Below are 2,292 nucleotides of genomic sequence, written 5' to 3'. Positions count from 1 at the left end.
TCAGGGTCAGTAATGACAGTTTAGCTGAGGTATCTCTTTTTGTTAAGTTTGACTTATCTGTTGTCTACACTTTGAATTATACAGGAAGCTATTCTATGTTAATAGGTACATTATTTCACGAAACATTCAGAAAATAAAGTGCTTTTTTCATTTTCCCTGCCTGTTATTCTCCAAAACAAACAGGGGAGTTTTATCGTAATAACGAGCTTTAAGATGTCCCCTTCCTCTTTAGGTGGGGGAAAACAAACTACAACAGCTGGTGAGCATCTCCCTGCGGGGAGCTTTTATAATGCGTAATTATCATTTTTTGTCATAAATAAAAATAGCAAATCATGCATAATCATCCTCTGGCAGATTCAAGAGCTTTCCGCTCGCGCCTACGGCGCACAAGAGTAGATTTAGATATGCCTAATTTTTCTGACACTTCCTTATAGCTCATGCCTCTAGCCAGCAATTCCATAGCATAATCAGTCTGCGTTTTACTGAGTCTCGGACGGCCCTCTTTGAATCCTGACCTTCCCTTGGCTATTCTTTTCCCCTCTTGGGTACGCTCAACTATCATATCACGCTCAAATTCAGCGAAAGCCAGCATCATTGTTATCATCAGCTTACTGGCGGGCTTATTGTCCATAAGCCCCATGTTCAGAACATTAACAGATACACCTCTGCCTATAAGCTCCTGAATAAGCTGTACTCCCTGCCCTGCAGAGCGGGCAAATCTGTCCAGCTTGGTTACGACAAGAGTATCTCCATCCTGTAATTTATCTATGAGCTTGGAAAACTCTGGGCGATTGGTTGTTGTACCGGTATAATGTTCCTCTATTATTTCTGAAGCACCAGCTGCAATCAGTTTTTGCTTCTGATCTTCAAGACTATTTCCATCTTTTGCTTGGGCTGATGTAGACACTCTGGCATATCCATAAATCATGTTACTTTTCCTCCCTTGAAAACTACTATTTAATCGTAGTATAATAACATCGAAATGAGTTATGAACTTCAGGAGAAATTTTATGGTTATAAAACGCAAATTTATACTGGGAACAGCGTTTGAAAAGGAATGGGCTAATTTAAAATTAACAGATGATGACTTGCGTCGTCTACAGCATGACCTTTTATCAGACCCCAAAACTGGGCCAGTAATGAGAGGAACCGGCAGATTACGAAAAATGCGCTTTTCCTTTGAACACCGTGGAAAAAGCGGAAGCTGTAGAGTATGCTATGTTGATTTTGAGAAAAAGGAAATAATTTATCTATTAGTAATTTTTCCAAAAAATGAGCAGGAAAACCTAAGCATGGCTGAGCGTAACATTCTCAAAAAGAAGATAGATATTTTAGAGAAATCATTACGATGAGGAGTGATACTATGAGCAAGGAATTTGACATTTTATCAGCAGCGTTGGACGAGGCTATACTTGATGCCAAATCCGGCAACAAAATTTTGAACTCAGAAACTGTCTCCATTGAGATAGAACCACTTGTTGAATATAGTGCAGATACCATAAAAGATATAAGGAAACGTACTGGACTTACCCAGGCTTTGTTTGCTAAATGGATAGGCGTATCCACCAGAACAGTGGAAGCATGGGAATCTGGTCGCAATAAACCATCTGGTCCAAGTAGCAGATTACTTAGCTTACTCCAACAAAATAAATTATCTATAGCCTACTAATTAGTGGATGGATTTTAAAAATTTTGGGACTGTATGTCCCATTTTTTTTGCTTTAATTTTGACTATAAGTTTTGACTACCGAGTATTCCATGCCCCGGAGGGGGCTTTGAGTGTGAATAATATTCTCAGTCATTTTTTTTAAAATAAAAAGCTCCCCTATATCACATGAGGATCTGGTTAGTAATAACATAGCTTTAAACAGTCATTATTTAACCAAAGGATATAGAGGAAGCCATTTTAGGAGAGGTATTTTTTTTGAGATAAATCCTCCCCGTACAAAAAGCAAAGGCAAGGCACCCTTTTGTGAAAAGCTGCCTTGCCTTTACTTTTTGTCTTTCGGCTTCGGCGGGAAAAAGCCCGCCGCCGCCACCTCGTCCAGTTCCTCGTCAGACATGCGCCCGGCCATCGGCCATGGCACGCCCCGTTCCCGCTCCATCCTGCCCTTTCCATGCTTCCTTGTGCCTATACGATTATTTTCACGCCGTTTCGCACATATCAGCCTTTCGGCTTATTTTTTGTTCAACGTAACCGCACCGTGAACGGCATTTCCGAGGTCCACGGCCCCGCTGGCAATGGCGATCGCTCCCGCCCCGGCACCAACGCCGGTGGCGCACATGACCGTG

Annotated in this window: 3 protein-coding genes; 2 read left to right on the top strand and 1 reads right to left on the bottom strand. The window is 41.6% G+C overall.

Translation table 11 applies throughout. The annotated features are described in order from the left end of the window. Nucleotides 1–340: 340 nt before the first annotated feature. The gene (locus B6K08_RS13470) at nucleotides 341–928 is read right to left on the bottom strand and encodes a recombinase family protein (protein ID WP_080326341.1); all 588 of its coding nucleotides are present in this window, start codon (nucleotides 926–928) and stop codon (nucleotides 341–343) included. Between the two features lie 82 nt (nucleotides 929–1,010). On the opposite strand from B6K08_RS13470, the gene B6K08_RS13465 reads away from it, so the two are divergent. Further along, a complete protein-coding gene (locus B6K08_RS13465) occupies nucleotides 1,011–1,352 on the top strand; it encodes a type II toxin-antitoxin system RelE/ParE family toxin (RefSeq protein WP_143254941.1) in 342 nt (113 codons plus the stop codon). Between the two features lie 11 nt (nucleotides 1,353–1,363). Next, nucleotides 1,364–1,669, top strand: a complete 306-nt coding sequence (locus B6K08_RS13460) for a helix-turn-helix domain-containing protein (protein ID WP_039205990.1) — start codon at nucleotides 1,364–1,366, stop codon at nucleotides 1,667–1,669. The last annotated feature ends 623 nt before the right edge of the window (nucleotides 1,670–2,292 follow it).

Source organism: Anaerovibrio lipolyticus DSM 3074 (assembly GCF_900141865.1).
Taxonomy (GTDB): domain Bacteria; phylum Bacillota; class Negativicutes; order Selenomonadales; family Selenomonadaceae; genus Anaerovibrio; species Anaerovibrio lipolyticus.
Note: the sequence above shows the minus strand (reverse complement) of the source record. Positions and strands in the feature narration are given on the sequence as shown.